We start from the raw sequence: 22,326 nt of genomic DNA on the forward strand, positions 1-22,326 counted from the left end.
GAAAATCCTGGGTGATTTATCCAGACCACCGAAACTGCAATATTTCTGTTCTACAAGCTTCATGACGCAGCAAGGGTCAGCAACGTCATGAGCGGAAACAGAACATGAAGCAGGCGTGGTTTTTCAACAGCAACACGGCACCTCTTGGTGCGTCCTCCAGGCTGAACGCCCCGTGACGGTTCTCGTCACCGGCGCCGCCGGTTTCATCGGCTTTCATACGGCCAAGCGCTTGTGCCTGGACGGTCATGATGTGGTCGGGATCGACAATCTCAACGATTACTACGACGTCGTGCTCAAGCAGGCACGGCTCAAGGAGCTTGCGTCCTTGCCGGGTTTTCGCTTCCTGAAAATGGACATCGTCGATAAACCGGCATTGCTGGAATTGTTCCGCGAACAGCGCTTTACCGAGGTAGTTCATCTGGCGGCCCAGGCGGGCGTGCGTTACTCGCTGGACCACCCGGATGTCTATGGCCAATCGAACCTGGTGGGTTTCCTCAATGTGCTGGAAGCCTGTCGGCATCATCGTCCCGAGCATTTGATCTACGCCTCCAGCAGTTCGGTGTACGGCAGCAACAGCAAAATGCCGTTCAGCGTCGAAGACCCTGTCGATCACCCGGTTTCGCTGTACGCGGCCACCAAGCGCGCCAATGAATTGCTGGCCCACAGTTATTGCCATCTGTACGGCCTCAAGGCCAGTGGCCTGCGTTTTTTTACCGTTTACGGGCCGTGGGGGCGACCGGACATGGCGCCGTTCAAATTCACCGAGGCCATCCTCAAAGGCCTGCCGATTGATGTCTACAACCAGGGCGAAATGGCGCGGGACTTCACCTACATCGACGACATCGTCGAAAGCATCGCTCGCCTGCGCGCACGTGCGCCTGGCGCGGGCGTCAACCAACTATTCAACATCGGTCGCGGTGAGCCCATAGCGCTGCTGGATTTTATCGAGTGCCTCGAATCGGCATTGGGCAGACAAGCCCTGCGTAACTTCATGCCGTTGCAGGACGGCGATGTGGTCAAGACCTGGGCCGATATTTCGGCACTGCAAGCGTGGGTCGGTTTCCGCCCGCAGGTATCGGTGGAAACCGGCGTCGGGGAGTTTGTGAAGTGGTATCGGCAGTTTTATCAGGCATGAAGCGTTCGCCTCTGAAAACGCAACAACCAAAAGGCGAGGGGGACTCCATGCGCCAGGACATTTTTGTATCGGTACTGATTCCAGCAAAAAACGAAGCGAACAACCTCAAGCCATTGCTTGAGGAAATCCGCGTGGCATTGGCCGACGAGGCCTACGAGATCATCGTCGTCGACGACGGCAGCACCGATGCGACCTTGCATGAGTTGCGGCAGATCAGAAACAACGGCCTGACTGCCTTGCGCATCCTGCATCACGAGCGTTCGCTGGGGCAGAGCACCTCGCTCTATCACGCGGCACGCGAAGCCCGCGGACAATGGTTGGCCACGCTCGACGGCGACGGACAAAACGATCCGGCGGACATTCCCGGCATGCTGGCGCTGGTGCGCAGCGAACGCGCAAGCGCCGATGTGCAATTGGTGGCCGGCCACCGCACCAACCGCCGCGATACCGCGAGCAAGCGCTGGGCCTCGCGTTTCGCCAACGGTCTGCGCAGCCGCTTGCTCAAGGACGCCACGCCGGATACCGGCTGCGGCTTGAAACTGATCGAGCGCGCCGCCTTCTTGCGCCTGCCGTACTTCGACCACATGCACCGCTACATTCCGGCATTGATCCAGCGCCACAACGGCCGAATGATCGTCCACCCGGTCAACCATCGACCACGCACGGCGGGGGTGTCCAAGTACGGCAACCTCGACCGGGCGTTGGTGGGCATTCTCGACCTGGTCGGCGTCTGGTGGCTGATCAAGCGCACGCGCCTGAACACCCACGCCCAGGAGCTCGAAGGATGATCATGACCCGCGAAGCCTTGTGGCTGGTGATCGGTTTTGCCGGACAGATCGCGTTCACCGGTCGATTCGTCTTGCAGTGGCTGTACAGCGAATACAAAAAACGCAGCGTGATTCCGGTGAGCTTCTGGTACTTGAGCATTGTCGGCAGCACGTTGCTGTTCGCCTACGCCATTTACCGCCAGGACCCGGTGTTCATTGCCGGGCAGGCGTTTGGCTCCATCGTCTATTTGCGCAACCTGCAGTTGATCAAAAAAAGCAAAGACCTCAAGGAATAAGTCATGCGCAGATCGCTGTCGCCCAAGGTCGAATGCCTGGGCCTGATGCTGCTTGCTTTACTGTTGATCGGCGCAGGGCTGGGCTTGCGTTCGGCGCAGAACGTCGATGAAGAACGCTTCCTCGGCGTGGCGCTGGAAATGCTGCACAACGGTTCGTGGCTGATTCCGCATCGCGCCGGGGAAATCTACGGCGACAAGCCGCCGATCTTCATGTGGACCGTGGCGTTTTTCGTCTGGCTGACCGGCAGGCCCAACATCGCGCTCTACATTCCGGGGCTGTTTTCGGCGGTGACGGTCACGGCGATGGTCTACGACCTGGGTCGCAGGTTATGGAATCAACGCATCGGCCGCATTGCAGCGCTGCTGTACCTGGCGACTTACCATACCTACAGCATCCTGCGCACCGGGCAGATCGACAGCTTTTTGATTCTGTTCACCACGCTGGGCCTTTACGGATTGGCGCGTCATCTGCTGGTCGGACCGGCCTGGCGCTGGTTCTATGTGGGATGCGCGGCGATGGGCATCGGCGTGATCACCAAAGGCGTGGGTTTTCTTCCGGCGTTGATGCTGATTCCGTATGCCTACGCGGTGCGCAAGGGCTGGCCCGGTGTGGTCGCGATGCCGGGCGAGACACGCAAGTGGCTGCTCGGATTTGTGGTCATGCTGGCCGCCATTGCGATCTGGCTGTTGCCCCTGGCCTTGTCCATCGCCTTGAATGGCACGGCAGATGAAATCGCCTATGCCCGGGAAATCCTCCTGCGTCAGACGGCCGGACGCTATGCCGCCGCATGGCACCATCGCGAGCCGTTCTGGTACTTCTTCACCAATGTCATTCCGCAATATTGGCTGCCGTTGGTGCTGGTGCTGCCGTGGCTGGTGCCGGCCTGGCGCCGACAGCTGCAAAAACGCGACGGCCGTGTGCTGGTACTGCTCGGTTGGGTGGCGTTGGTGGTGCTGTTTTTCTGCATCAGCAGCGGCAAGCGCAAGTTGTACATCTACCCGGCGCTGCCAGGATTAGTGCTGGTGGCCGCACCGCTGGTGCCGTGGTTGCTGCAACGCTGGTTTCATCAGCGACCGCGTTTTCGGCGCGTGTTTCCTGCACTGGTCATCACTTGGTTCGTGCTGTGGTTTGCCCGGGGTTTTGTCGAACCGGTCAGAGACGGTATCAACCCCAATCAAACGCTTATGGCGCAAGCCAAAACCATGACTCACGGCGCTGATCTGGTGCTGGTCAACTGGAGCGAAGGGCATTGGTTATTTGCTCGGCAGCCGATCGTGCATTTCGGCATGCTTGATTCCACCGTTGAGCGGGCGGCGCAATGGTTGCGGGAGCATCCGAAGGATTACGCGTTGGTGCCGGATGAGGTGATGAGTCGGTGTTTCAAGCCAGAGGCGGCGCGCGAACTCGGGGAGAACTCGCGGGCGCAGTGGTCGATTGTTGGGGGGGATGCGGATAATGGGCTGTGTCATCCGGCATCGACATCGATGGTTTACCGGTTTGCATGGAGCTTTTAGCGCTTTAGCCGCCTGTAGGAGCAAAGCTTGCTCGCGATGGCGTAAAGTCAGCCGACAGCAATGTTGAATATGCCTGCCTCATCGCGGGCAAGCCTTGCTCCTACGGGATTTGCAACCATCATGCACCACATCGGCCTCATCGTTTACCCCGGTTTCCAGGTCCTGGGCCTGGCCATGTGCGCCACGTTTGAACTGGCCAACACTGCCGCTGACGAGCCGGTGTACACGATTGAATTGCTCTCCGAAACCGGCGGCATGGTGCAAACTTCCGCCGGTTTTGCCGTGCAAACCACCGCGTTCGACCAGCGTCCGTTCGATACGCTGCTGGTCATGGGCGACAACCTGATCCGCCCGGTCTCGGCGGGCATGGTGGAGTTTTTGCGTGGTGCCAGTCAGGGCACCCGGCGCCTGGGATCGATCTGCACCGGCGCTATTGCCCTGGCTGAAGCCGGGTTACTCGATGGCCGACGGGCGACCACTCACTGGTGTCATGCCGCGTCGTTGCAGCGGGATTATCCAAAGGTGAAGGTCGAGGAGGATCGGATTTTCATCAACGATGGCAATATCTGGACGGCCGCCGGTATGAGCGCCTGTGTCGACCTTGCGCTGGCGCTGGTGGAAATGGATCTGGGCGCCGAGGTCGCGCGGCGGGTGGCGCGACAGTTGGTGGTGTATCACCGTCGGGCGGGAGGGCAGTCGCAGTTTTCGGTGATGCTGGAGCTGGAACCCAAGACCGACCGCATTCAGGCGGCACTGACCTACGCCAAGCAAAACCTCAAGTCGGCGTTGTCGGTGGAGGAGTTGGCCAACGCGGCGAATCTCAGTCCGCGCCAGTTCAGTCGGGTGTTCCATGCCGAAACCGGTCAATCGCCGGCCAAGGCCATTGAAAGCCTGCGGGTAGAGTCCGCGAGGTTGATGATGGAAACCGGTCGTCACTCCATCGATGTGGTGGCAACCGACACCGGTTTTGGTGATCGGGAACGTATGCGCCGGGCGTTTATCCGCGCATTCGGGCAGCCGCCGCAGGTGATCCAGCGCGCCAATCGAGGGTGATGTCCTAAAAGGTGGTGTATACGACATTTAAGCCTAAATATTATTGCCGTAATCTTGATTTCGTTGAAGCCCATTTCCTCAATGAGATCGCCGCCATGACCTTCGTAAAAGCCGCCGCCGTCCAAATCAGCCCCGTGCTCTACAGCCGTGAAGGCACCGTCAATAAAGTCGTGGAAAAGATCCTCGAACTCGGCGAACAAGGTGTGCAGTTCGCCGTGTTTCCGGAAACCATCGTGCCGTACTACCCGTATTTCTCGTTCGTGCAGTCGCCGTTCGAAATGGGCGCCGAGCACTACAAGTTGCTGGATCAGGCGGTGACCGTGCCGTCGGACGCCACTGATGCCATCGGTGCCGCCGCCAAACAGGCCGGCATGGTCGTGTCCATCGGCGTCAACGAACGCGATGGCGGCACGCTGTACAACGCGCAGTTGTTGTTCGATGCCGACGGCACCCTGATCCAGCATCGCCGCAAGATTTCCCCGACTTACCACGAACGCATGATCTGGGGCATGGGCGACGGTTCGGGCCTGCGCGCCACCGACAGCGCGGTAGGGCGCATCGGGCAACTGGCGTGCTGGGAGCATTACAACCCGCTGGCCCGTTACGCGTTAATGGCCGATGGCGAACAGATCCACGCCTCGATGTATCCGGGTTCGTTCGCCGGTCCGCTGTTCACCTCGCAAATGGAAGTCAGCATTCGCCAACACGCGCTGGAAGCCGCGTGCTTCGTGGTCAACTCCACCGCCTGGCTCAACCCTGAGCAACAGGCGCAGATCATGGCCGACACCGGTTGCCCGATCGGCCCGATCTCCGGCGGTTGCTATACCGCGATCATCAGCCCCGATGGCGTGGTACTGGGCGCGTTAACCGAAGGTGAAGGCGAGGTGGTCGTCGACCTCGACATGGGCCTGATCGACAAGCGCAAGCGCATGATGGATTCGCGCGGTCACTACAGCCGTCCAGAATTGCTGAGCCTGCTGATCGATCGCACGCCGCATTCTCATGTGCATGAACGTGGTGCGCATCCGAAGTTGAAGGCAGTCGAGTCGATGGACGAAGTTAACGGCTGATACGGAAGAGGCGGGGCCCGGTGTCAGATCGGGCCCCCATTTCAGAGGCGTAATTGTCAGTTAATATTTCCACAGCTAGACTCTCGCTTCATGAAACGCTACCTGCGGTTTTGCCTCATTTTCCTGATCAGTCTCGCGCTTCCCCTCAGCGGAATGGCGGGCGTTCAGGCACCTGCGCAACCGTGCCCGATGAAAACCATGGGCATGTCGATGATGGGTGATATGGGCGAGGACTGCTGCCAGGACATGAGCACACCGTCCGACCACGGCAAACCGTGCAAACCCGGTCAGGAGTGCAAGACCGGTGGCATGTTGCAAGTCTCCATCGCCAAACCTCCCGTGACCTTGTTCAGCCCGATCGTCGCCACCTTCTTTGTCGATGTAATGCCTGTCCCGACCCCGTCCGGGGTATGGCGACCCCCTCGCACCTGATTCCTGTCCCTCTTTGAGCCCCGTTCCGCCTTCGCGGAATGGCGTTGCTGCGCGCTTGTAAAAGCGCGCGGTGGATCATTACAGGAATTTCAGAGATGAACTCCACGTGCTTTCGCACGGGGTGGCCGCTGATGGCTGCCCTGGCGGCGAGCGTATTGGCCTTGCCGTGCGTTGCTGCCCCGTTGACCCTTGATGAAGCCTTGCGCCTGGCGGATGACAGTGCGCCGTCATTGACCGCCCAGGCGGAAAAACTCGAGGCGGCCAGAAGCGCCGCGATACCTGCCGGTGAGTTGCCCGATCCGAAACTGTTGTTGGGCGTGCAGAACTTTCCGGTGGGAGGTCCTGATCGAGGAACGCTGGATCACGATTTCATGACCATGCAGATGGTCGGCGTGATGCAGGAAATGCCCAATGGCGACAAGCGTCGGGCGCGTACCGAAGTGGCCGACGCCGCCGTCGATCTGGCTGCCGCGCAAGGCCGCGTCGAACGCTTGAATGTACGGCAATCCACGGCGCTGGCCTGGATCGGCAGCTATTCAGTGGCGCTGAAACAGGCGCTGTTCCAGGAGTTTTACCGCGAGAACAGCTTGCTGGCCGCGACCGTTCGCGCGCAGATCGCCAGCGGTCGTGCGCAGCCCGCCGACGCAGTCACGCCGAAACAGGAAGCGGCGCAACTGGACGAGCAACAGGACCAATTGATCCTTCAGCGCACCCAGGCCCGAGCCGCGCTCAAGCGCTGGATCGGTCCTGTCGCCAACGAGCAACCCACCGGTAACTGGCCACAATGGCCGATCGATACATCGGGTTATGCGCACAAACTTGAGCACCATCCGCAGTTGGCGGCGTTTGCGCCGATGACCCGCGAAGCGCAGGCCAGGATCCGTGAAGCCGAAGCCGATAAAAAATCCGATTGGAGTTGGGAACTCGATTATCAAAAACGCGGGCGTGAGTTTGGCGACATGGTCAGCGTGCAATTCACCTTTGACCTGCCGTTGTTCCCCGAGACCCGGCAAAACCCGAAGATCGCCGCCAGGCGCTCCGAGCTCAATCAATTAGAGGCCGAGCGCGAGGCGTTGGTGCGCGAGCACACCGAGCAACTGGAAGCGCAATTGGCCGACTACCAGCGGCTGGAACGGGCAGTGATTCGCACCCAAGAGAGCCTGTTGCCGCTCGCCAAGGAAAAGGCCGAGTTGACCCTGGCCAGCTACCGCGCGGGCAAAAGTGAAGTGTCGGCGGTCATCGCCGCCCGGCGCGAATGGATCGAAGCGCGCCTGAAACAGATAGACGTCAACGAACAGAAAGCACTGACCGGCGCCCGGTTGTATTTCGCCTATGGGGAGGCTGGCCAATGAGTATTTTCAAGCGTGTGCTTACGGTCGTGTGCTTGCTGGCAGTGGGCGGCTTTGGCGGTTACTGGGTCGCCCGCGCGCCGGCATCTGTCGATCAAAGCGTCAAGGCCAGCGACGAACGCAAAGTGTTGTACTGGTACGACCCGATGGTCCCGCAACAGAAGTTCGACAAACCCGGCAAATCGCCTTTCATGGAGATGGAACTGGTGCCGCGCTACGCCGATGGGGGCGCGGAAACTGCCTCGGTTCAGATCGATCCGGGCATGACGCAGAACATTGGGCTCAGGCTGGCGACGGTCACTCGGGGATCACTGGCTTCGAGCCTCGATGCGGTGGGCCTGCTGGCCTACAACGAGCGGGATATTGCGCTCGTTCAGACGCGCACGGCGGGTTTCGTCGAACGGGTCTATGACCGTGCACCGGACGATGTGCTCAAGGCCGGTTCACCCTTGGCGGACATATTGGTGCCTGAATGGGCGGCGGCTCAGGAGGAGTTCCTGGCGCTCAAACGCATCGGCGATGCGGGTTTGCTGGACGCGGCACGCCAACGCCTGCGTTTGACCGGCATGCCCGAGGCCATCATCGGCCGGGTCGAACGCACGGGCAAAGTACAGCTCAATCAGATCATCACCACCCCCATTGCCGGTGCCTTGCAGGTGTTGAATGTGCGGGCCGGCATGACCCTGGCCGCCGGTGAAACCCTGGCGCGGGTCAATGGGCTCGACAGTGTCTGGCTGAGTGTCGCGGTGCCGGAAGCGGTGGCCGGTTCGATCCGGCTCGGGCAAACCGTCGAGGCCCGGCTCGTGACGACGCCGGACGCAGTCCTTCACGGCACGATCAGTGCGATTCTGCCGCAGACCAATCCCGACAGCCGTACGGTCAGCGTGCGGGTTGAATTGCTTAATCCTGATGGACGCTTGCGCCCTGGCCTTACGGCGCAGGTGCGGCTGGAGAGTCGTGCTGAGCAAAGCGTGTTGCAGGTGCCGAGCGAGGCGTTGATTCGCACCGGCAAACGGGTGTTGGTGATGTTGGCCGAAGAGGGTGGGCGCTACCGTCCGGTCGAGGTGCAGGCCGGGGCGGAAAACTCTGGCCGGACCGCTGTGTTGAAGGGACTGGAGGAGGGGCAGCAGGTCGTCACGTCCGGGCAGTTCTTGCTCGACTCTGAAGCCAGCCTCAAAGGTATCGTCGCCCAGCCTCTGGAAATCTCCGGAGGCCGGCCATGATTGCCGCATTGATTCGCTGGTCCGTGGGCAATCGCTTTCTGGTGCTGCTGGCGACGCTGTTCGTCACGGCATGGGGCATTTGGTCGGTGCAGGGCACGCCGGTCGATGCGCTGCCGGATCTTTCGGATGTGCAGGTGATCATTCGCACACCCTATGCCGGCCAGGCACCGCAGATTGTCGAAAACCAGGTGACCTATCCATTGGCGACCACCATGTTGTCGGTGCCAGGCGCGAAAACCGTGCGCGGTTATTCCTTCTTTGGCGACAGCTTTGTGTACGTGCTGTTCGAGGATGGCACCGATGTGTATTGGGCGCGCTCGCGGGTGCTGGAATACCTGAGCCAGGTCCAGAGTCGCTTGCCCGCCAGTGCCAAACCGGCGCTGGGGCCGGATGCCACGGGAGTGGGCTGGATCTTCCAGTACGCGCTGGTGGATCGCAGCGGAAGGCATGACCTGGCGCAACTGCGAGCCTTGCAGGACTGGTTTCTCAAATTCGAACTCAAGACCCTGCCCAACGTCGCGGAAGTGGCCACCGTCGGCGGCATGGTCAAGCAGTATCAGGTCCAGCCTGACCCGCTGAAACTGGCCAGTCTGGGAATCACTCAGGCTCAGATCACTGAAGCGATCAGCAAGGCCAATCAGGAAACCGGCGGCGCGGTGCTGGAAATGGCCGAGACAGAGTACATCGTGCGCGCTTCCGGCTACTTGAAGACCCTTGATGATTTCCGCGCCATTCCTCTGAAGCTGGGTGTTGGCAATGTGCCCGTGACCCTCGGTGATGTGGCGACCATTCAGCAGGGACCGGAAATGCGCCGCGGCCTCGCTGAACTCGACGGTGAGGGCGAGGCTGTTGGCGGTGTGGTGATCCTGCGCAGTGGCAAGAATGCCCGGCAAACCATTGCAGCGGTGAAGGCCCGGCTCGATGAGATCAAAAGCAGCCTGCCGGCCGGGGTCGAGATCGTCACCACGTACGATCGCAGCAAACTGATCGATCGCGCCGTGGAAAACCTCAGCCATAAACTGATCGAAGAGTTCATCGTCGTTGCGCTGGTCTGCGGGATCTTTCTCTGGCACCTGCGTTCGGCGCTGGTGGCGATTATTTCGCTGCCGATCGGCGTTTTGATCGCATTTATTGTGATGCGCCATCAGGGGATCAACGCCAACATCATGTCTCTGGGCGGGATCGCGATTGCGATTGGCGCGATGGTCGATGCCGCTGTAGTGATGATCGAGAACGCGCACAAAAAAATCGAAGCCTGGCACGCCACGCATCCTGGCGAAGTGCTAAAGGGTGAGAAGCACTGGCAAGTCATGATCGATGCCGCAATCGAGGTGGGGCCTGCGCTGTTTTTCTGCCTGTTGATCATCACCCTGTCGTTCATCCCGGTGTTCACCCTGGAGGCACAGGAGGGACGGCTGTTCGGTCCGCTGGCGTTCACCAAGACCTATGCCATGGCGGCTGCGGCGGGGTTGTCGGTGACGTTGGTGCCGGTGCTGATGGGCTACTGGATTCGCGGCCGGATTCCCGATGAACAACGCAATCCGTTGAATCGCGGTTTGATCAGGCTGTATCGCCCGGCGCTGGATGCGGTATTGCGTCGGCCGAAAATCACCTTGTTAGCAGCATTGCTGGTGTTTCTCAGCGCGGGTTTTCCGATGTCGCGGCTGGGGGGTGAGTTTCTGCCGCCGCTGGACGAAGGCGATCTGCTCTACATGCCCTCGGCGCTGCCGGGGCTGTCGGTACAGAAAGCTGCGCAGTTGCTGCAACAGACCGACCGGCTGATCAAAACGGTGCCGGAAGTCGAGCACGTGTTCGGCAAGGCCGGCCGCGCCGAAACCGCGACCGACCCGGCACCGCTGGAGATGTTTGAAACCACCATCCAATTCAAACCCCACGACCTGTGGCGCCCGGGAATGACCCCGGAAAAACTCGTGGAAGAACTGGATCGGGTGGTCCGCGTGCCGGGCTTGACCAACATCTGGATTCCGCCAATCCGCAATCGCATCGACATGCTCGCCACGGGCATCAAAAGCCCGATTGGGGTGAAGGTCGCAGGAAGTGATCTGGCGCAGATCGACGCTGTTACTCAAGGCGTCGAACGCGTCGCCAAAGGTGTACCGGGCGTGAGTTCGGCACTGGCCGAACGCTTGACGGGCGGGCGCTACATCGATGTGGACATCGACCGTCAGGCCGCTGCCCGCTATGGGCTGAACATCGCCGATGTGCAGTCGATCGTGGCCGGTGCGATCGGCGGTGAAACCGTGGGTGAAACCATCGAAGGCCGCGCACGATTCCCTATCAATGTGCGTTATCCGCGGGAGTGGCGTGACTCGCTCGGCGGGCTGGAACAACTGCCGATCTACACCCCGCGAGGAAGTCAGATCACCCTGGGTACGGTGGCGAAAGTCAGGGTTGCGGATGGCCCGCCGATGCTCAAGAGCGAAAATGCACGTCCGTCCGGCTGGGTGTACATCGACGTGCGGGGGCGGGACATCGCGTCGGTGGTCGCGGACTTGCGTCAGGCCGTGAGCGAGCAGGTCCAGTTGCAACCCGGCATGAGCCTGAGTTACTCCGGCCAGTTCGAGTTTCTGGAACGGGCCAATGCGCGCCTCAAGCTGGTAGTGCCTGCCACGCTGCTGATTATTTTTGTGCTGCTGTACCTGACGTTCGCCCGTTTTGATGAAGCCTTGCTGATCATGGCGACGCTGCCGTTCGCCCTCGCTGGAGGCGCGTGGTTTCTTTACTGGCTCGGGTACAACCTGTCGGTGGCTACCGGCGTCGGCTTCATTGCGCTGGCGGGGGTGTCCGCCGAGTTTGGCGTGATCATGCTGTTGTATCTGAAAAACGCCTGGACCGAGCGCATCGAGGCTGGCGACTCCACCGAGTCCGACCTGATGGCGGCGATTAGTGAAGGCGCAGTGCAGCGTGTTCGCCCCAAAGCCATGACCGTGGCGGTGATCATTGCCGGCCTGTTGCCCATTCTGCTGGGCAGCGGCACCGGTAGCGAAGTCATGAGCCGCATCGCCGCGCCCATGGTCGGCGGCATGATCACCGCGCCGTTGCTCTCGCTGTTTGTCATTCCGGCGGCGTATCGCTTGATGCGCCGCCGCCAATTCTCTACACCCACCTCAAACACCCAAGGAATCGCCCAATGAAACTGACTCTGATCGCACTCACCAGCAGCCTGATTGCACTGTCTTTCGTCGCTCAGGCTGAAGAGATGCCCGGCATGAAAATGGACGCAATGACCATGGACGCCAAACCGATAGAACAGCCATCGGCAACGGCGCTTGTGGCCGATGCTTCGGGAACCATCAAGGCCATCGACAGCAGCCGGCAAAAGGTCACCATCGCCCACGGCGCCGTGCCTGCGCTGCAGTGGCCGCCGATGACCATGGGGTTCAGGGCAACAGAGGCTCAGTTGGCCGCGTTGAAGGTGGGGGATAAGGTGAACTTCAAGTTTCAGCAGGAGGGAGCGGCGTCGACGATCGTATCGATTGATGTAGCGAAGTAGAAAAAACGGCGGTGCGAATTGACTTCGCACCGCCGTTGTCTTGCCATCTCGGTCAGGTGTTTCAGCTGTGACTGCGACGCCAGAAGAACCGCGCCAGCAACGCATCAAGACTAAATTTGCCAGGTCCCGCGAACACCAGTGGAACCAGCGCGGCAAGGTAAATCAGCGGCAGCTTGAAGTTGCCGTAGCCCTTGTTGGTGATCGAGTAGCCCTGGGCCAGTTCGCTCAAGCTCGACCAGTCGGCCGGCCAGTGCACGGCGGCGGTGGCGACGATGGTGACCACGATCAGGCTGATCGCCGAAAACCGCGTGGCCAGGCCCACCAAAATGAAGAGGGCGCAGATCAGCTCCACCCACATCGACAGTTCCCAGTTCAACGTGGCCGGCAGGTGGTTGAACGGAAACAGGAAGCGATCCTGAATGTCGGCGAACCAGTTTTCGCCGTTGAATTTCTCCAGGCCTGACTCGAAGAATTCCCAAGCGAGAAAGATCCGCAAGGTCAGTGGCGCGATCCAGTTGCCGGCGCGGTCAAGGTTCAGGTGCAGGCCTTTGACGGCCGTTGAAATGGAAGTGCTCATGGACGTTGGTCTCCTTCAAGTCAGGGATGTCGGGCAGCGGGGTGCCCGTTTAGCGACAAGTGAATTTCATCAGGCGGGTGTATCTGCGATGTGTCGCCAATGGCGGGGATTGAAGGCCGGTTGTGTCAGGGGCAGGGCTGTACACACTTTGATACGTAGCGATCTGAGGCCACCGCAGTTGCCCTGTAGGTTGTTTGGTGTGTGGTTAATTCGTCGAATTGGATCTTTTACCCGGGCTCGCTCATTCGTATCTTCCGCGCTTTGGCGCATTTGCGTCTGGGGCTGGGGAACGGGAATGAATTTCACATGGCGCAGGAAAACCGTCGAACACACCATCGAGCAGCCAGCGCCGGCGCCGGTGATCGTCAACAGCGTGAATGACGCCCAACTGGCCGCACGCAAGACCGAGCTGCGCGACCGTGATTTTTTCCGCGGCCTGGCCCAGCACCTTCTCACTTGCGGTAACTCGCTGGCGCCGGTCAGTGAGTCGTTCTCGATGCTCAACCAGCGCCTCAAGCTCAACCATCAGCGGGCGGAAACCGTGGCCAGCTCGGCCATCAGCAATCGCGAGCAGGTCAGTCATTTGCAGGAGCAATCGCGGGTCATGGCCGCCGGGCTGGAGGCGCTGGAAGAGGTGATCACGCACCTGGTAGGCCGCGCCAGTGAGATCGACCGCATCGTCGACCTGATCAGCGACATCGCACGCAAGACCAACTTGCTGGCGCTCAACGCCGCCATCGAAGCGGCGCGTGCCGGTGACACCGGGCGCGGCTTCGCAGTGGTGGCCGGTGAAGTGCGGCTGCTGGCGGAAAAAACCGCTGAGGCTACCCGGGAAATCGTCAAGGAAACCTCGGCCATCCAGCAGGAAATCAGCCAGGCCAAACAGGCGATTTCGCAACAGAGCCAGGTCTCCAATGCTTTTGGCGCGGTGATCGACAAAACCGCCGAGGCCATGGCCGGCATGTACGGCGAGGCACAGCAGATGCAGCGGGAAATCGATCAGTCGCACCTGCTGTCCAACGTTGAGCTGGCCAACCTGCAAGAGCTGACGCTCAAGGTGGCGGTCTATGATCGCTTACTCAACCCCAAGCCGCATTCACCGCTGATCCTGCCGGATGAAACCGAGTGCCTGTTCGGCCAGTGGTACTACGGCGAGCAGAACCAGACCCAACAACGCGACGCGGATTTCCGGCGCATGGAAGTGCCTCATCAAATGGTTCACAGCAGCGGTCAGGCCGCGCTGGAGGCCCATGCGCGGGGTGAGTTGGAAGAAGCATTGAAGCAGGTCGGGCAGATGGAGGAGGCGAATGCCGCCGTGATGCGCACGGTCAAGGGGCTGCTGCATTCGCGCCTGCAATCGGCGGTTTGAACCGGGGATGCCTTGGAGGCGGATGACGCTCGCGGACTTTTGCTATACATTTTCTGCCCGCCCATTGCATGGTGAAACCGCTTCATGTCTCTCGCGCTCGAACGTCTAGTCGCTGGCACGCCGATCCCTTTCGCCGGTAATCGTGTCACTGTGGTCAGCCCCGAACTGGCGGCACGCTTCCAGCCCGGAGACCACCTGCTGGTGGCACAGGTCAGCGGCGAATTGTTGCTGATTCCGGTGGCCGACCAGCAGGCGGCCGCAGTGGCCATCGAGCGGGCGGAAGCTGCGTTTACGGCAATGTCGTCGGTGTCGGATCAGGCGATCAGCCATTTCTTCGATCTGTTCGCCCAACGCCTGGAAACTGCGGACTGCTGGGCCTTGATCGAAGCGGCCAACCAGGCCGACATCGAACGAGCCAAGGCCCGAGGCCGTTCGACCACGCGGTTGCTGGCCGATGAGCGCATGCGCCGTGACATGATCGCCGGCCTGCGCGCCTGGCGCGACGCGTCTGCCTCGCGTGGCAAGGTGATCAGTTGCGTCGAGCACGACGGCTGGAAAGTCGAGCAAGTGGTGTCGCCACTGGGAATTGTCGCGTTTGTCTTTGAAGGCCGGCCGAATGTCTTCGCCGATGCCGCTGGCGTGTTGCGCACCGGTAATACGGCCGTGCTGCGTATCGGCAGCGATGCGTTGGGCACCGCCCAAGCCATTGTCAGCCATGCACTGAACCCGGCGCTCGCCGCTGCCGGATTGCCGAATGGCGCGGTGTCGCTGGTGGAAAGCGTCAACCATGCCGCCGGTTGGGCGATGTTCGCTGATCGGCGTCTGTCGCTGGCCGTGGCCCGTGGTTCGGGTCGCGCCGTCAGCCAGTTGGGCAGCATCGCGCAACAGGCCGGCACCGCGGTCAGCCTGCATGGCACCGGTGGCGCCTGGCTGGTCGCTGATACCGACGCCGATGCCACGCGCTTCGCCAACGTGGTGCGCAACTCCCTCGACCGCAAAGTCTGCAACACCCTGAACGTCTGCCTGATCCACCGTGATCGCGCAGCGGAATTGGTGCCGCTGTTTCTCGATGCACTGCAACAGGCCGGCAAGGCGCGCGACCAGGGCTGCAAGTTGCACATCGTTGAAGGCAGCGAGTCGTTCCTGCCCGCCGATTGGCAAAACGCAACCGTCGAGGTGTACCGCGCCGAAGGCTGCCAGACCGAAGCTCTGGCCGAACCGCTGCCAGAAGATCAACTGGGTCGCGAGTGGGAATGGGAAGAAACCCCGGAAGTCAGCCTGAATATCGTCGACGACCTGGACAGCGCCATCACCTTGTTCAATCGCTACAGTCCGCAGTTCACCGTGTCGCTGATCAGCGAAGACGCGGCGACCCAGGAGCGCTTCTATAACGCAGTCAACGCACCTTTTGTCGGCAACGGCATTACCCGTTGGGTCGACGGCCAGTACGCACTCAACAAGCCGGAACTGGGCCTGTCGAACTGGGAGAGCGGGCGCCTGTTCGCGCGTAGCGCAATTCTCTCGGGTGATGGCGTGTTCACCATCCGCAGCCGCATGACCCAGATCGATCTGGGAATCAAACGCTAGGCCTTCCTCACGCGGCATCGACCGCTTGGCCGAACACGGCGCAAGTGGTCGGATGCTCGACCAGCGATACGAAACTGCGGCTGCTGCCATCAAGAGCATCGATCGAACCGGTTTCGATGTCGTACACCCAGCCATGCAAATTCAGTAGGCCTTTTTCCTGGGCCAGGCGCACGCTCGGGTGAGTCTGGATGTTCGCCAGTTGCGCGATCACATTCTCACGCACCATCGAGCTGACTTTCGCTGCTTCATTGGCATGGGACCGCGACTCGTTGATGACTTTTGCCGACTCGGCGTGTTGCAGCCAGCCGCTGACGGCGGGCAGGTGATCCATGCAGGTGCACTTGGCGACAGCGGTCATGGCGCCGCAATCCGAATGGCCGCAGATCACGATATCGGTGACGCCGAGCACGGCGACGGCATACTCGACGGTGGCCGATACGCCACCAGGATGGGGGCTGTAGGAGGGCACGATGTTGCCAGCGTTACGGACCACGAACAGCTCGCCGGGTTCTTGTTGGGTCAGCAGTTCCGGCACTACACGGCTGTCGGAGCAGGTGATGAACAAGGTGCCTGGATGTTGCGTGGTGGCCAGGTGTTTGAACAGATCGGTGCGTTGCGGAAAGGCTTCTTTCTGGAATTTCAGAAAGCCTTCGATGAGCGTTTTCATGGATGCGTCCTCATGGATGATCGGGATTGGCCTGGATCGTTCTAGGCGTGGGACTGTTGCATGGTGGTTCTCCTGTTGCAGTGGGGATGTGCTTGGGTGTGACGCCATCTTCTGCCGATCAACAAATAGCGTCCAAGACCGATATGCAATGCAACGCATAAGCACTGCCTATAGATGGTGAGCCCCATGTTCCTGCCTCATCTGCGTTACTTGCCGCGCAGCCGCACTGCTTCGGCGCAAGAACAACTACCACAGTGCGGCGTCGTTGGCGTTTATGGATCTGGTGTTGGGGACCGATTTTTCATGACCACCACAGTCCCCTGTAGGAGCTGAGCTTGCTCGCGATAGCGGCGTCACATTCAACATTGATGCCGGCTGATATACCGCCATCGCGAGCAAGCTCAGCTCCTACAGTTCAGGGTTACCCACAATATTTCAGGCATAAAAAAAGGCCTGCTCTTATTAGGAGCAGGCCCTTTGATCAATAAGTCATTAACGACTCATTTCAATTAGTAGAACCGATCAATCACCCGAACTTCGTTGTTGTTCTGCATCGAGCCCCACGCCTGTTTCAGCGTTTGCAGAACATTACCGATGAAGTCCTTGTCGGCCGCGGCTTTCTTGCCGACGTAGCCGTGGCCGCGACGGTACATCTTCAGTCGGGCCAGCAGGTTCTGGTGGTTCTGGTCGAACTCCGCTTCATGGGCATGCGGCGACAGGCAGTCGATATGAACCTGGCCCGACTTGCTGATCCACAGGATATGGCTGTCGTGGCTGTCTTTTTGCGCCGCGAACATACGAGCCAGTTCTTCGATAGTAGGTTGATTGTTCAGATTCATGATAAAGCCCCCTTGACCATTTGGTGATCTTTCAAAGTTGATTCGCTAATACAAGTAGCCCATCGGTTAGTTGATCCCTGGCACCGAAACCAGGACGTCAGCAGTCGTCCGTCGAAATCGACGAGTCCCGCGTCTGTTGCATGTAGTCGTGTTGAATAACTGCTACGCAATAGCGTCACAACGAAGAGAAGCGGCGATAACCTGTTGGCCCCTGCCGACGTTTTCAGGGTCGGCCACAAGCTTCATGAGGATGGATCGCCAGCGCTTCTCGCCCTTGTACTGGACGTTCAGGCCAGGTCAGCTTCTTCAATCTGCCTTGTGGGCAGCGTGTATCCGGAAAAAACAGCTCGGCGGTCAGACGAGCTTGCTCAAGCGTGTTGCGTGTACTCCCGATCGGGGAGACATCTGCATCATGCAAGGGCAAATCGAAGGCGTCAACGGTTTTGTAGTGATTATTTTCAGGCACTACATATTGTCTGACAAAGCTGTCTGGAATTAAGAAAAGGGGCGGAAAGCGCCGGTCAGGACGACAGTGGCGAAACCTCAAAGCGGTAGAGCGTGCAGGGATAACCCTTGATTTTCTGCTGATGCAAGGTGAATCCGCTCGGGTTGAGCCCCGGCATCACGGTGGCCCAGAACAGCCGCGCTGGCGTGTTCGCATCAAGATGGAAAATCTGCCATTGACCGGGGAATTGGCTCAAGAGGGTGGAAACGACAAATTTTGCGACACCTTGGCCACGAAAGCATCGACTCACAAACAAGTAGCCCATGTTGAATTGGGCACCGGGCAGATGAGTGTCGTCATCCACAGTCACGAAACCGGCCAATTCGCCGTCGACCCGGATCAAAAAAGCCTGGGTCGAGGGATTTCGCCAATAGTCGGTCAGAGGCTGAATGTTGAAAAAACCATGTTCGCCCAGTTTCAGTGGCAACCACTCACTAAAGTCATAGGTATAGAACTGCATCAGGCTTTCGATGGTTTCCAGTTCATCGCGCTGGGCGGCGTGCAGCTCAATCAAGGCCATGCTGGCTGGCTCCTGTTTTGGTGCACGGTCAGTATGGTCGATCAGCCCTTGCTCGCGGGTTTTGCGCTGCGCTTGGCGCCGGTGGGTGCTTTGCGTTTGGCGGGCTTGCGTTTGTTTTTCCACGGCGTGGCACCACGTCCGGCGGGGCTCGCCGGGCCGCTGATGGTCAGGTTCAGCCCGGCGCAGCGGCTGACCTGCTTGCTCATCCAGGCAGCCTGTTTGGTGACGAATTCGTCGAGGCTCATTTCCCCGCTCTGCACCATGTCCAGCGCCTGCTCCCAGATTGCCGTGGTGCCTGGATCGGCAATCGCCCGGGGCACGGCATCGATCAGGCTGAAGGCGGCCGGGGTGGCAGAAAGTGCCTTGCCGTTCTTGATCAGATAACCACGGTCGAGCAGCCCCTGGATGATCGAGGCGCGGGTCGCTTCGGTGCCGATGCCGGTGGTGTCCTTGAGCTTCTGCTTGAGCAGTGGGTCTTCCACCAGTTTGGCGACGTTCTTCATCGCCTTGATCAAATCGCCTTCGGTGAAGGGTTTGGGCGGTTGAGTCCAGAGGTCCTTGAGTTGCACGTTGGCTACCGCACAATCAATCCCCTCTTTGAGGTTGGGTAGGGTTTGCGGCGCCGGAGCTTCGCGACCCTTGGCTGGAGCGAGCGCTTCGGGCAGGGCGCGCTTCCAGCCAGGTTCGATGATCTGCTTACCGACTGCGCGCAAGCTTTCACCGGCGCAATCAAAGTCAGCCTGGGTGCGATCGTATTCATGATTGGGCAGGAACTGCGCCAGATACCGTGCGCGGATCAGGGTGTAGACCGCACGGTGTTTGCCGGTCAGGCGCTCGAGGTTCTTCGCCGCAGCGGTGGGGATGATGCCGTGGTGGGCGCTGACTTTGGCATCGTTCCAGGCCCGTGAGCGTCGTTGGGGTTCAAGGTGATCGTGCAAGGCGTTCAGCGCCGGATCGGCCTGGCGCAACGCCGCCAGAATGCCCGGCGCTTCGCTGTGCTGGCTGACAGGCAGATAGCCGCAGTCGCTGCGCGGGTAGGTGATGACCTTGTAGGTTTCGTACAGTGCCTGCGCAACGTCGAGGGTTTCCTGGGCGCCGAGCCCGAGCTTCTTCGAGCAGACTTCCTGCAACGTGCCCAAATCGAACGGCAGCGGTGCAACTTCGCGCATCCGTTCGGTACGGAGCTTGATCACCCGGGCACTCGCTGCGCCCATCATCGCCGCGGCTGCCTGCTGGGCCAGCGCCTGATTCAGGCAGCGATCCTGGTCGTCGCAAACTTCGGAAGCCGCACGCCATTGCGCGGTGAACGCGGTGCCTTCATGCAGCAGTTGCACGTCGATGGCCCAGTAAGCGACCGGTACGAAATCGGCAATGAGGCGGTCACGATCCACCACCAGGCGTAGCGTTGGAGTTTGCACCCGACCCACCGGCAACACACCTTGATATCCAGATTGACGCCCGAGCAGTGTGAACAGCCGGCTCATGTTCATCCCGATCAACCAATCGGCGCGGCTGCGGCCTAGCGCGGAATGGTAAAGGCTGAAGGTTTCCGCCCCCGGTTTGAGTGCCGCGAGGGCCTTGCGGATCGAAGCGTCGTCCAGTGCCGACAGCCACAAACGCTGGATCGGCCCGCGATAGCGGCAATGCTCCACCAGTTCCCGAGCGATCATCTCGCCCTCACGGTCGGCGTCCGTGGCGATGATCAGTTCCGATGCCTCGCCGAGCAGGCGTTTGACGGCTTTGTACTGACTGGCCGTGCGCGGCTTGACCGTCATCTTCCATTTGTCCGGAATGATCGGCAGGTCTGCCAGTACCCAGCGCTTGTAGCGCGCGTCGTACGCGTCCGGCGGTGCGGTTTCCAGCAGATGGCCGATGCACCAGGTGACCGTGACGTCTGTTCCCAGCCAGCAGCCGTCACCGCGGCGTTTTGCGCCGAGCACGGCCGCAATGTCTTTGGCCTGGGAGGGTTTTTCACAGAGGTACAGCCGCATAACCACCATCGTCGATCAGTGTCCGGGAGGTGCACAGAATGGCGGGTGATGAACGCCGGAGCAATCTTTATCTGTATGGATGTACAGTTTCAGCGTTGCATATGATTTCAGGGATTTGGGAATCCGTTCGGCTGCAAGGCCGTCATGATCAGCAAACTTGCGTTATACCTGATGAATCGTGGTCTCAGGTTTTGGGGCTGCTGCGCAGCCCATCGCGGGCAAGCCTTGCTCCTACTGGTTCATCACCGTCATGAGGAACGTATTCCATGAAAAGCTCAGGTCCCAGCCCTGTCATCACCATCGCCGAGCAGCCTGGCTGCCTGTTGGTGAAATTTCACGGTATCCAGGTGGCCGCATCCTCCCGCGCGCTGGTGTTGCTGGAGGCCAATTACCCGCCGGTGTACTACGTGCCGCGCGAGGACATCGACGAGAAGTACTACGCCCGCACCGATCACACCAGTTATTGCCCGTACAAGGGCGATGCCAGCTATTTCAGCCTGCAAGTGCCGGGGCATGAAGGCGCCAATGCGGTATGGAGTTACGAGGACCCCAAGGTGTCGGTGGACCAGATTCGCGGATACCTGGCGTTTTATCCGGATCAGGTGAAGTTCGAGGTCGTTGAACTCGACGAGTGATTGACCTCCACAGCAGCAGGGAAGCATCGCAGGCTGCGCCAGCTCCTACTCGTTGGAGTTGGCGCATCAAAGTTAGTGCGAACTGAGATCGACCAGCGTTGATTCATCAATCTGACCAATCGACGTCACCCCGGTCAACGTCATCGCCACGCGCATTTCCTTGGCAAAGATATCCAGCATGTTCTCCACCCCGCGTTGGCCGTCGGCGGCCAACGCGTACGCCATCGAACGCCCCAGCAACACGCCTTTGGCCCCGAGCGCCAGCATACGCACAACGTCCAGCCCCGAGCGGATGCCTGAGTCGACCAGCACTGTCAGGTCATCACCGATGGCTTGTTTGATCGGCGGCAAGGCCTTGGTGGTGGAAAGCACGCCGTCCAGCTGCCGGCCGCCATGGTTCGACACGACAATGCCATCGGCGCCGAAACTCACTGCGTCCTTGGCATCCTGCGGATCGAGAATGCCTTTGATGATCATCGGGCCTTTCCAGAAATCACGAATCCATTCCAGGTCGCTCCAGCTGATCGACGGATCAAAGTTGTTGGCCAGCCAGCCCATGTAGTCTTCGAGCGTCACAGCTTTGCCGAGGTATTTGGAGATGTTCCCCAGGTCATGCGGGCGGCCCATGAGGCCGACGTTGAACGCCCAGTCGGGCCGGGTCATGGCCTGAAGCATGCGCCGCGAAGACGCAAACGGCCCGGACATGCCCGAGTGCGCGTCGCGATAGCGGGCGCCGGGCGTGGGCATGTCGACGGTGAACACCAGATTCTTCACCCCGGCAGCCTTCGCCCGCTCCAGGGCATTGCGCATGAAGCCCCGGTCTTTCAATACGTACAGCTGAAACCAGATGGCTTGTTCGCTTTGCGCCACGACTTCTTCGATCGAACACACCGAAACGGTGGACAGGCACAGAGGGATGCCTTTGTTTTGCGCCGCTCTGACGGCCTGCACCTCACCACGGCGAGCGAACATGCCCGTCAGGCCCACAGGCGCGAGGATGATCGGCATTGCAAGCGGTTGATCGAAGAGGGTGGTTTCAAGGCTCAGGCTTTCGACGTTTTTCAGAATGCGCTGGCGCAGACTGATGCCCGTGAGGTCGGCACTGTTGGCTCGCAGCGTATGTTCTGCGTAGGCGCCGCCATCAATGTAATCGAACAAAAAACGCGGGAGTTTGCGACGAGCTGCCTCGCGATAGTCGGATGCAGAAGAAATGATCATGCCGGTGCCTCGGTCGGGTGAGTGCCGTTGAGCCTTTGGATCAGATTAACCAAAACGCCCCGCT

At 60.2% G+C, this 22,326-nt stretch carries 20 protein-coding genes; 14 read left to right on the forward strand and 6 right to left on the reverse strand.

Going from position 1 to position 22,326, the window contains the following annotated elements; all coding sequences use genetic code 11:
- Positions 1-172: 172 nt before the first annotated feature.
- The 11 genes from V6Z53_RS15175 to V6Z53_RS15225 all read left to right on the forward strand — a co-directional run bounded on the left by V6Z53_RS15175 (position 173) and on the right by V6Z53_RS15225 (position 12,354).
- A complete protein-coding gene (locus V6Z53_RS15175) occupies positions 173-1,135 on the forward strand; it encodes an NAD-dependent epimerase/dehydratase family protein (RefSeq protein WP_338586354.1) in 963 nt (320 codons plus the stop codon).
- Positions 1,136-1,182: 47 nt separating this feature from the next.
- On the forward strand, positions 1,183-1,923 hold the full coding sequence (locus tag V6Z53_RS15180; RefSeq protein ID WP_338586355.1) for a glycosyltransferase family 2 protein: 741 nt from the start codon (positions 1,183-1,185) through the stop codon (positions 1,921-1,923).
- Positions 1,920-2,198 (forward strand): lipid-A-disaccharide synthase N-terminal domain-containing protein, encoded by a 279-nt coding sequence (locus V6Z53_RS15185; RefSeq protein WP_338586357.1) that lies wholly within the window; start codon positions 1,920-1,922, stop codon positions 2,196-2,198. Before V6Z53_RS15180 ends, V6Z53_RS15185 begins: the two co-directional genes overlap by 4 nt.
- A gap of 3 nt (positions 2,199-2,201) precedes the next feature.
- Positions 2,202-3,713, forward strand: a complete 1,512-nt coding sequence (locus tag V6Z53_RS15190; RefSeq protein ID WP_338586358.1) for a glycosyltransferase family 39 protein — start codon at positions 2,202-2,204, stop codon at positions 3,711-3,713.
- A gap of 120 nt (positions 3,714-3,833) precedes the next feature.
- The gene (locus V6Z53_RS15195) at positions 3,834-4,766 is read left to right on the forward strand and encodes a GlxA family transcriptional regulator (RefSeq protein WP_338586360.1); all 933 of its coding nucleotides are present in this window, start codon (positions 3,834-3,836) and stop codon (positions 4,764-4,766) included.
- 95 nt (positions 4,767-4,861) lie between these two features.
- Positions 4,862-5,836, forward strand: coding sequence for a nitrilase-related carbon-nitrogen hydrolase (locus V6Z53_RS15200; RefSeq protein WP_338586362.1), 975 nt, complete (start codon positions 4,862-4,864; stop codon positions 5,834-5,836).
- A gap of 90 nt (positions 5,837-5,926) precedes the next feature.
- On the forward strand, positions 5,927-6,268 hold the full coding sequence (locus V6Z53_RS15205) for a hypothetical protein (RefSeq protein ID WP_338586364.1): 342 nt from the start codon (positions 5,927-5,929) through the stop codon (positions 6,266-6,268).
- A gap of 95 nt (positions 6,269-6,363) precedes the next feature.
- A complete protein-coding gene (locus V6Z53_RS15210; RefSeq protein WP_338586366.1) occupies positions 6,364-7,620 on the forward strand; it encodes a TolC family protein in 1,257 nt (418 codons plus the stop codon).
- Positions 7,617-8,840: an efflux RND transporter periplasmic adaptor subunit gene (locus tag V6Z53_RS15215; protein ID WP_338586368.1), complete on the forward strand. Its 1,224-nt coding sequence runs from the start codon at positions 7,617-7,619 to the stop codon at positions 8,838-8,840. The genes V6Z53_RS15210 and V6Z53_RS15215 overlap by 4 nt, the downstream gene beginning before the upstream one ends.
- On the forward strand, positions 8,837-11,995 hold the full coding sequence (locus V6Z53_RS15220) for an efflux RND transporter permease subunit (protein ID WP_338586370.1): 3,159 nt from the start codon (positions 8,837-8,839) through the stop codon (positions 11,993-11,995). The genes V6Z53_RS15215 and V6Z53_RS15220 overlap by 4 nt, the downstream gene beginning before the upstream one ends.
- A complete protein-coding gene (locus tag V6Z53_RS15225) occupies positions 11,992-12,354 on the forward strand; it encodes a copper-binding protein (protein ID WP_338586372.1) in 363 nt (120 codons plus the stop codon). The genes V6Z53_RS15220 and V6Z53_RS15225 overlap by 4 nt, the downstream gene beginning before the upstream one ends.
- A 61-nt stretch (positions 12,355-12,415) precedes the next feature.
- Here V6Z53_RS15225 and V6Z53_RS15230 read toward each other — a convergent pair whose 3' ends face one another.
- Positions 12,416-12,931, reverse strand: a complete 516-nt coding sequence (locus tag V6Z53_RS15230; RefSeq protein WP_338586373.1) for a DoxX family protein — start codon at positions 12,929-12,931, stop codon at positions 12,416-12,418.
- Between the two features lie 295 nt (positions 12,932-13,226).
- Here V6Z53_RS15230 and V6Z53_RS15235 point away from each other — a divergent pair, with 295 nt between their 5' ends.
- Together V6Z53_RS15235 and V6Z53_RS15240 are read left to right on the forward strand one after the other, a co-directional pair.
- A complete protein-coding gene (locus V6Z53_RS15235) occupies positions 13,227-14,300 on the forward strand; it encodes a methyl-accepting chemotaxis protein (RefSeq protein WP_338586374.1) in 1,074 nt (357 codons plus the stop codon).
- Positions 14,301-14,384: 84 nt separating this feature from the next.
- Positions 14,385-15,887: an aldehyde dehydrogenase family protein gene (locus V6Z53_RS15240; protein ID WP_338586375.1), complete on the forward strand. Its 1,503-nt coding sequence runs from the start codon at positions 14,385-14,387 to the stop codon at positions 15,885-15,887.
- A gap of 7 nt (positions 15,888-15,894) precedes the next feature.
- On the opposite strand, the gene V6Z53_RS15245 is transcribed toward V6Z53_RS15240, so the two are convergent.
- The 4 genes from V6Z53_RS15245 to V6Z53_RS15260 all read right to left on the reverse strand — a co-directional run bounded on the left by V6Z53_RS15245 (position 15,895) and on the right by V6Z53_RS15260 (position 20,409).
- Positions 15,895-16,554 (reverse strand): carbonic anhydrase, encoded by a 660-nt coding sequence (locus tag V6Z53_RS15245; protein ID WP_338586376.1) that lies wholly within the window; start codon positions 16,552-16,554, stop codon positions 15,895-15,897.
- Positions 16,555-17,063: 509 nt separating this feature from the next.
- Positions 17,064-17,393 carry a hypothetical protein gene (locus V6Z53_RS15250; protein WP_338586378.1) on the reverse strand — a complete coding sequence of 110 codons (330 nt, stop codon included), beginning with the start codon at positions 17,391-17,393 and terminating at the stop codon, positions 17,064-17,066.
- 521 nt (positions 17,394-17,914) lie between these two features.
- Positions 17,915-18,418 (reverse strand): GNAT family N-acetyltransferase, encoded by a 504-nt coding sequence (locus V6Z53_RS15255; protein WP_338586380.1) that lies wholly within the window; start codon positions 18,416-18,418, stop codon positions 17,915-17,917.
- 41 nt (positions 18,419-18,459) lie between these two features.
- Positions 18,460-20,409, reverse strand: coding sequence for a DNA topoisomerase III (locus V6Z53_RS15260; RefSeq protein WP_338586381.1), 1,950 nt, complete (start codon positions 20,407-20,409; stop codon positions 18,460-18,462).
- A gap of 266 nt (positions 20,410-20,675) precedes the next feature.
- Between V6Z53_RS15260 and V6Z53_RS15265 the strand changes: the two genes are divergently transcribed.
- On the forward strand, positions 20,676-21,044 hold the full coding sequence (locus V6Z53_RS15265) for a DUF427 domain-containing protein (RefSeq protein ID WP_217870396.1): 369 nt from the start codon (positions 20,676-20,678) through the stop codon (positions 21,042-21,044).
- 72 nt (positions 21,045-21,116) lie between these two features.
- Here the strand turns inward: V6Z53_RS15265 and lldD are convergent, their stop codons facing one another.
- Positions 21,117-22,262 carry an FMN-dependent L-lactate dehydrogenase LldD gene (gene lldD / locus V6Z53_RS15270; RefSeq protein ID WP_338586383.1) on the reverse strand — a complete coding sequence of 382 codons (1,146 nt, stop codon included), beginning with the start codon at positions 22,260-22,262 and terminating at the stop codon, positions 21,117-21,119.
- Positions 22,263-22,326: the final 64 nt, after the last annotated feature.

Source organism: Pseudomonas sp. MAG733B (assembly GCF_036884845.1).
Classification (GTDB): domain Bacteria; phylum Pseudomonadota; class Gammaproteobacteria; order Pseudomonadales; family Pseudomonadaceae; genus Aquipseudomonas.

What these genes read in the sequence shown, in the direction of transcription:
- V6Z53_RS15180 (WP_338586355.1), top strand. Translation starts at nt 1,183, where the DNA reads ATGCGCCAGGACATTTTTGTATCGGTACTGATTCCAGCAAAAAACGAA.
- V6Z53_RS15185 (WP_338586357.1), top strand. Translation starts at nt 1,920, where the DNA reads ATGATCATGACCCGCGAAGCCTTGTGGCTGGTGATCGGTTTTGCCGGA.
- V6Z53_RS15190 (WP_338586358.1), top strand. Translation starts at nt 2,202, where the DNA reads ATGCGCAGATCGCTGTCGCCCAAGGTCGAATGCCTGGGCCTGATGCTG.
- V6Z53_RS15195 (WP_338586360.1), top strand. Translation starts at nt 3,834, where the DNA reads ATGCACCACATCGGCCTCATCGTTTACCCCGGTTTCCAGGTCCTGGGC.
- V6Z53_RS15200 (WP_338586362.1), top strand. Translation starts at nt 4,862, where the DNA reads ATGACCTTCGTAAAAGCCGCCGCCGTCCAAATCAGCCCCGTGCTCTAC.
- V6Z53_RS15205 (WP_338586364.1), top strand. Translation starts at nt 5,927, where the DNA reads ATGAAACGCTACCTGCGGTTTTGCCTCATTTTCCTGATCAGTCTCGCG.
- V6Z53_RS15210 (WP_338586366.1), top strand. Translation starts at nt 6,364, where the DNA reads ATGAACTCCACGTGCTTTCGCACGGGGTGGCCGCTGATGGCTGCCCTG.
- V6Z53_RS15215 (WP_338586368.1), top strand. Translation starts at nt 7,617, where the DNA reads ATGAGTATTTTCAAGCGTGTGCTTACGGTCGTGTGCTTGCTGGCAGTG.
- V6Z53_RS15220 (WP_338586370.1), top strand. Translation starts at nt 8,837, where the DNA reads ATGATTGCCGCATTGATTCGCTGGTCCGTGGGCAATCGCTTTCTGGTG.
- V6Z53_RS15225 (WP_338586372.1), top strand. Translation starts at nt 11,992, where the DNA reads ATGAAACTGACTCTGATCGCACTCACCAGCAGCCTGATTGCACTGTCT.
- V6Z53_RS15230 (WP_338586373.1), bottom strand. Translation starts at nt 12,931, where the DNA reads ATGAGCACTTCCATTTCAACGGCCGTCAAAGGCCTGCACCTGAACCTT.
- V6Z53_RS15235 (WP_338586374.1), top strand. Translation starts at nt 13,227, where the DNA reads ATGAATTTCACATGGCGCAGGAAAACCGTCGAACACACCATCGAGCAG.
- V6Z53_RS15240 (WP_338586375.1), top strand. Translation starts at nt 14,385, where the DNA reads ATGTCTCTCGCGCTCGAACGTCTAGTCGCTGGCACGCCGATCCCTTTC.
- V6Z53_RS15245 (WP_338586376.1), bottom strand. Translation starts at nt 16,554, where the DNA reads ATGAAAACGCTCATCGAAGGCTTTCTGAAATTCCAGAAAGAAGCCTTT.
- V6Z53_RS15250 (WP_338586378.1), bottom strand. Translation starts at nt 17,393, where the DNA reads ATGAATCTGAACAATCAACCTACTATCGAAGAACTGGCTCGTATGTTC.
- V6Z53_RS15255 (WP_338586380.1), bottom strand. Translation starts at nt 18,418, where the DNA reads ATGGCCTTGATTGAGCTGCACGCCGCCCAGCGCGATGAACTGGAAACC.
- V6Z53_RS15260 (WP_338586381.1), bottom strand. Translation starts at nt 20,409, where the DNA reads ATGCGGCTGTACCTCTGTGAAAAACCCTCCCAGGCCAAAGACATTGCG.
- V6Z53_RS15265 (WP_217870396.1), top strand. Translation starts at nt 20,676, where the DNA reads ATGAAAAGCTCAGGTCCCAGCCCTGTCATCACCATCGCCGAGCAGCCT.
- lldD (WP_338586383.1), bottom strand. Translation starts at nt 22,262, where the DNA reads ATGATCATTTCTTCTGCATCCGACTATCGCGAGGCAGCTCGTCGCAAA.